Source organism: Micromonospora sp. II, assembly GCF_001709195.1.
Classification (GTDB): domain Bacteria; phylum Actinomycetota; class Actinomycetes; order Mycobacteriales; family Micromonosporaceae; genus Micromonospora; species Micromonospora chalcea.
Window position 1 is genome coordinate 131572 of record NZ_LYXF01000011.1, and the last position, 6031, is coordinate 137602.

General features: G+C 73.0%; 6 protein-coding genes. 1 reads left to right on the forward strand and 5 read right to left on the reverse strand.

Annotated elements, in window-relative coordinates:
- Positions 1 to 256: 256 nt before the first annotated feature.
- Positions 257 to 1582 carry a hypothetical protein gene (locus tag A8711_RS07580; protein ID WP_043327985.1) on the reverse strand — a complete coding sequence of 442 codons (1326 nt, stop codon included), beginning with the start codon at positions 1580 to 1582 and terminating at the stop codon, positions 257 to 259.
- A gap of 113 nt (positions 1583 to 1695) precedes the next feature.
- The gene (locus A8711_RS07585; RefSeq protein ID WP_013288855.1) at positions 1696 to 1899 is read right to left on the reverse strand and encodes a cold-shock protein; all 204 of its coding nucleotides are present in this window, start codon (positions 1897 to 1899) and stop codon (positions 1696 to 1698) included.
- A gap of 223 nt (positions 1900 to 2122) precedes the next feature.
- Between A8711_RS07585 and A8711_RS07590 the strand changes: the two genes are divergently transcribed.
- Positions 2123 to 2638, forward strand: a complete 516-nt coding sequence (locus A8711_RS07590) for a GNAT family N-acetyltransferase (protein ID WP_043327984.1) — start codon at positions 2123 to 2125, stop codon at positions 2636 to 2638.
- A gap of 70 nt (positions 2639 to 2708) precedes the next feature.
- Here A8711_RS07590 and paaN read toward each other — a convergent pair whose 3' ends face one another.
- From paaN to A8711_RS07605, 3 genes are all read right to left on the reverse strand, one after another.
- Positions 2709 to 4382, reverse strand: coding sequence for a phenylacetic acid degradation protein PaaN (gene paaN / locus A8711_RS07595; protein ID WP_176722768.1), 1674 nt, complete (start codon positions 4380 to 4382; stop codon positions 2709 to 2711).
- Between the two features lie 52 nt (positions 4383 to 4434).
- Entirely contained in the window at positions 4435 to 5454 is a 1020-nt protein-coding gene (locus A8711_RS07600) for a GNAT family N-acetyltransferase (RefSeq protein WP_069087821.1), read from the reverse strand.
- A 299-nt stretch (positions 5455 to 5753) separates the two neighbouring features.
- Positions 5754 to 6031 (reverse strand): pyridoxal-phosphate dependent enzyme (locus A8711_RS07605; protein WP_141707649.1); only part of this gene is annotated, 278 nt, incomplete at its 5' end.

Sequence of the window (6031 nt, forward strand, 5' to 3'; positions counted from 1 at the left end):
CACTCACGGGCCACCCGGGATGCCCGGATGGGCCGTCTGGTGTACGCACCTTGGGGACGTCGCCACCTGGCGACGACGACGTCTCCTCGGTCGGGCCGGACAGCCCGCGACGACCGGCCCCGTACCGCTCCGGCGCCACCTGGGACACCGGTGCGGCCGTGGCCCTACCGCCCCGACCTTCTGGCACTCACCGTATGCGAGTGCCAATGACTTGTTTAGCACTCTCCCTAGCCGAGTGCAAGCACGACCGCCCCGCTCAGCCGAGTTCCGCCGCCAGCTGAGCCGCGGTCACCGGGCCCTCCTGGGCCCGCTGCTCGGCGTACGTGACCACCAGCCCCACCTGCTGCGCCAGGTAGGCCGGAGCCGCCACCACGGCGCTGAGAACGGTAAGCGTCACCGCGCCGATCGCGGTGCCCACGGCGCCCATCGGCTCGAGCCCGAAGAGCGCCCCGCTGATCCCGCTCAGCACGACGTCCAGCAGCGTCGACACGACCAACGCCGCCACCACCAGCGCGACCCGGCCCAGCACCATGCCGAACCGGCTGTGGAACATCCGCCACGACCGCCCGACCGGATCCCGCCGCTCGAACAGGTAGACCGGACCGAACAGGGCGAGCGCGAGCGCGGCGTAGAGGCCGGGCAGCAGGCAGAAGCAGGCGCCGAGCGTGACCAGCAGCGACACCACGATGGTCCAGCCCCAGAGGCCGAGGGCACGGCTCAGCCCGTACCGGAAGGCGGCGCCGAGCCCGGCCGGCTGACCGGCCGCCTGCCGGGCGATCACCCAGGTGCCCGCCGCCCAGCCCATCGCCTGGAGCGCGCCGAAGATCAGCCCGGCGAACAGGATCGCGCCGTAGAAGCCGAGCGTCTGCGCCCAGAAGTCCTCCGGCAGCACCGGCGACCCGTCCGGCGCGGTCGCCATCTGCCCGTCGGGGCTGAGGACGAGCGTGAGGACGCCGATCACCATCGCCGGGGGGACCTGGGTGAGCAGCACGATCGGCAGGAGCTGCCGCCAACCGCGCCGCAGCGCCCCCCAGCAACGGGCGAACCATGGGCCGATGCCCGCGTGCGGCGGGTTGACGAGCGGGTCCTGCGGGTCGATGCCGGGGAACCAGCCGGCGTACGCACCGGGGCCGGCGGCCACCGGGTAGGCGGCGCCCGGCATCGGATGAGCCGGGTACCCGGGCCAGCCCGCCTGGGGAGGACCAGCCGGGTAGCCCGGCATCGTGGGGTAGCCCGGCGGCGTGGGGTAGCTGGGGGGCGGGGCGGCACCCGGCGCGGTCCAGCCGGCCGGGTCGCCCCCACCGGGCGGGGTGGCCGGGTCGGCGGGAGTGGCCGGGCCGGACGGGTTCGGGTGGGCGGGCTGCGCGTCGTACCCGGGTTGTTGCGGAATGCTCGGGCCGTAGCCGGTCTGGTCGGCCCAGGGATCGGCGGGCGCCGGGCCGGGAGCGGGCACGGACGGGCCGGCGCTCCCCGACGACGCCGGATCGGTGGCCGGAGGCGGAGGCGCGGTCGGGTCGGCCGGAGAGCCGGACGGCGTCGGCGACACCGGTTCGGTGGAACCCGGCGGAGGYAGATCGGACATGGGCCCTCCTCAGCGGCTACGGCTGGAACGGCTCATGATCTTCCATGGTGCACGCTCACAGCGCAGCCCCCCGGTCGGCGGACCCGGCTGCGGAACCGCCCGGCAGGCGGAGGTCAGGCGATGACGCGGACCCGCTCGGCCTGCGGACCCTTCTGCCCCTGCGCGATCTCGAACTCGACCCGCTGGCCGTCGTCCAGCGCCTTGTAACCGTCCATCTCGATCGCGGAGAAGTGGACGAAGACGTCCTGCCCGCCGTCGACGGCGATGAAGCCGTAGCCCTTTTCGGCGTTGAACCACTTCACGGTGCCCTGTGCCACGGTGCACTTCCTCACTCTGCGCGGCGTTCCAACACCCGGAAACCGGCGGACCGGCACCGGTAGCACACCGGTTCAGCGATCGGCGACGACCACTGAATTCGGTGACCGAAATCGCACGCTACACGAGGCGTGACGACGGCGCACGACCACAAATCGGGCATATTCCGGGCGGTACCCGGCCCCGGTCACGCGCCTGCGCCGGCCCGTCCGGTATGCATGCGGCATGACCAGCGCGCCCACCACGACCACCGTTCGCCGGGTCCGGCCGACCGACGCCGCCCGGATGCGGGCGCTGCGGCTGGAGATGCTGGCCGACTCCCCACTGGCCTTCCTGGAGACGGTGGCCGAGGCCGCCGCCCGGCCGCACGCGGAGTTCGCGGCCCGGGTCGCGGCCGTCTCCCGGGGCGACCACACCGCCCAGTTCGTGGCCGACCCGGGCGGCCGGCTGGTCGGCCACGCCGGTGGCACCGCCGCGCCGGACGAGCCGGGCCTGACGCTCGTCTACGCGGTCTACGTGACGCCGGCCCGACGGGGCAGCGGTCTGCTCGCCGCGCTCGTCGACGAGGTGGCCGCCTGGTCGCGCGCCTGCGGACGGCCCGAGCTGATGATGGAGGTGGTGGTCGGCAACGACCGGGCCTACCGGGCCTACCAGAAGCTGGGCTTCGTGGACACCGGCGTACGCGTGCCGCACCCCAGGATCCCCCGCCTGCACGAACTCCAGATGCGCCGCCCGGCGTGAGGCCGACCGGACGCAGTTGTTAAGAGGGGGCCCCTCCTATACCGCAGGCGTTAAGAAGGGGCCCCTCCTTTCAGGAGTGGCGGCGGCTCTGGACGATGCGGAACCGGTTCGCCACGTACGCGCCGTCGGTCAGCGCCGAGTTGGCCGCCGCGTTCGCGCCGGAGCCGTGGAAGTCGGAGAACGCCGCCGACTGGTTGACGAACACCCCGCCGGTGAGGTTGCAGGACAGGTGCACCCCGGCGTCGATGGCCGCCTTCTCGGCCTCGTCCAGCACGGCCTCGTCGGTGGAGTAGACGCCCGCGGTCAGCGCGCCCTTCTCGCCCACCGTCTCGCGCAGGATGCGCAGGCTGTGCTCGGTCGAGTCGGTCGCGATGGCGAACGAGATCGGCCCGAACCACTCCCGCGAGTAGGTGGCGGTGTCGGAGGCGTCCAGCTTCACCACAGTCGGCGTACGCACCACCGCGCCGGGGAAGGACGGGTGCTCGACTACGCGCGACTCCAGCACCGGCTCGCCGACCTTGGTGACCTCGTCCAGCCGCTCCAGCACGCCGTCGTTGACGATCGCGCCGGTCAGCTCGACGCCGCGGGCCGGGTCGGCGGTCAGCTTGGCGACCGCGCCGGCGATCCCGGCGGCCACCTCGTCGAAGCTCTTGTGCCCCTGGTCGGTCTCGATTCCGTCGCGCGGGATCAGCAGGTTCTGCGAGGTGGTGCACATCTGGCCGCTGTACAGCGTCAGCGTGAAGCCGAGGTTGCGGCAGAGCCCGGCGAAGTCGTCGGTGGAGTCGATCACCACCGTGTTCAGGCCGGCCTTCTCGGTGTAGACGGCCGCCTGCCGGGCGTTCGCCTCCAGCCAGTCGCCGTACTCGGTGGAGCCGGTGAAGTCGACGATCTTCACGGCCGGGTCCAGGGCCAGCGTCGTGGCGAGCTTCTCGCCGGGCGCCTCGGGCGCGAGCTGCACCAGGTTCGGGTCGAACCCGGCCTCGGCGAGCACCTCGCGGGCGTACTTCACGGTGATCGCCAGCGGCAGCACCGCGCGCGGGTGCGGCTTCACCACGACCGGGTTGCCGGTGGCCAGCGAGGCGAACAGACCGGGGTACGAGTTCCAGGTGGGGAACGTGTTGCAGCCGATGACCAGCGCGACCCCGCGCGGCACCACGTGGAACGTCTTGGTCATCCGGAGCGGGTCGCCCTTGCCCGCGGCCTTCTCCCAGCCGGCGGTCCCCGGGTGGCGGGTCATCTCGGCGTACGCGTAGGCGACCGCCTCCAGGGCCCGGTCCAGCGCGTGCGCGCCTCCGGCCTGGAACGCCATCACGAACGCCTGGCCGCTGGTGAACTGCACCGCGTTGGCCAGCTCGAAGATGTTCCCGTGCAGCCGGGCGAGGATCTCCAGGCAGACGCCCACCCGGGCCTGCGGGCCGGCGTCGCGCCAGGCGGGCAGCGCGGCGCTCGCGGCGGACACGAGCTGGTCGGCGCTCGCGTGGGGGTAGCGCACGTCCAGCGCCACGCCGAACGGGCTGACCTCGGTGGCGACCGTGGTGCCGTCACCGGCCTGGTCGAGCGGGAAGTCGCCACCCAGGTACGCCTCGAAGGCGGCCTTGCCGTCGGCGGCGGCGGTCTCGCCGTACACCCGGGGGCTGGGCGACTCGGGGTAGGCCGACCAGTACCCGCGCTCCGCGATCGCGGTCAGCGCCCGGTCGAGGGTCTCGCGGTGCCTGTCGTACAGGGGGTGCGGGGTCTCCGTCATGCCCGCCATCATGCAACAGAAAGGCACCAGATCAGTAGGGGCGTGTCACAACTCAGATCGTCAACTGCCAGTCGACGGAACCGGCGGCCGGGCGGAAGCCCAGTTGCTCGTTGATCGCGATCATGTGCCGGTTCGCGACCGCGTTCCAGGTGTCGACGGCCCGCAACGCCGGTTCGTGTGTCAGCGCGTACTCCAGGTTCTCCGCCTTGCAGAGCAGGCCGAGCCGGCGGCCGCGGTGGTCGGGGTCGACGAGGGTGATCTCCTGCCAGGCGTGGTCGGTGCTGCTCGCGTCCAGGCCGAGCTGGGTCCAGCCGACCAGGCGGCCGGTCGCCTCGTGCACCACGCCGGTGTTGTACCGGCGTACGCCCCGGGCATCGAGCGCCCGCTCCGCGTCGCGTACCCGCGCCGCGTCCATCCGCTCCGGCTTCCAGTCCAGCTCACCCATCGGCGCGTCGAGCAGCAGCCGGCCCTGGAGGTAGGCGACGTCCGCGACGTACTCCTCGGGGGTGTGATCGCGCCACCGCACCGGCCGGTATCCGGTGGCCGCGGTGCGGGCCTGGGCCAGCAGCGCGGCGAGCCGGTCACGGTCGAGGCCGGCCACGTCGAGCCGGCGGCGGACGTCGGCCAGCGCCGGCTTGGCGCCCAGGGCGGCGGCGAACGCGGCGCCGGGGAAGACCCGGTCCTCCTCGCCGGGCAGCGCGGCGGTGGTCGAGCCGACCAGGCGTTTGCCGCCGTGCTCGCGGAGCAGCCGCACGCCGTGCTCGTGCAGCACGCGGCCGATGCCGCGCCTCCGGTACGCCGGGTCGACGGTCAGTTCGACTGTCGCGTTCTCGGTGTTCTCGATCGTGTGCAGGTGCAACCGGAGCCAGCCCACCGGCAGCCCGTCCAGGCGGGCGACGAGCCAGCGTCCCTCGATGCCGGGCATCGGGTGCGACAGCAGCGCCTCGAAGCGGCGGCGGCAGATCGGCGGGAGGTCCGGCTCGTCGACGGCCTGGGCGGCGCAGGCGATCCGGTACGCCGCGTCGAGCGTCTGCCGGTCGGCGGGATCAAGCGGCGTCACGGTCAGCGTCATGTCACCCAGGGTGCGCCGGACACAGCGAAGAGGCCAGCGGTTTTCCGCTGGCCTCTTCGGACGTTGGTCGGGAGGGACGTCCGCACAACGCCTCCGGCGTTGGGTCGCAAGAACTTGAAAAGTCTCCGGCGGATGCCCTCCCGCACGAAGCATCTTGCGCCGTCCGGTTCCTGCCGTCAAGTCCTTGAGGGTGGTTTTCTGGCACTCACCGCACATCACCGGTTACCCACCGGTCTCACCCGATCCCCCACCCGGGCGAGCCCCACCTCCCCCACCCGGCCGAGGCGCCGGGCTCCGGGTCAGGACAGCAGGCCGGCGTCCCGGGCGGCGCGGAGGCTGGGCTTGATGCGGTGGGTGGGGCCCACCTGGGCGGCCACCGCGTCGAGCGTCTTCAGGCCCTCGCCGGTGTTGAACACGACCGTCTCGGCGGACGGGTCGAGCCGGCCCGACTCGACCAGCTTGCGCAACACCGCGACCGTCACGCCGCCCGCCGTCTCGGCGAACACCCCGGTGGTACGGGCGAGCAGCCGGATGCCGGCGCGGATCTCGTCGTCGTCGGCGTAGTCCATCCAACCGC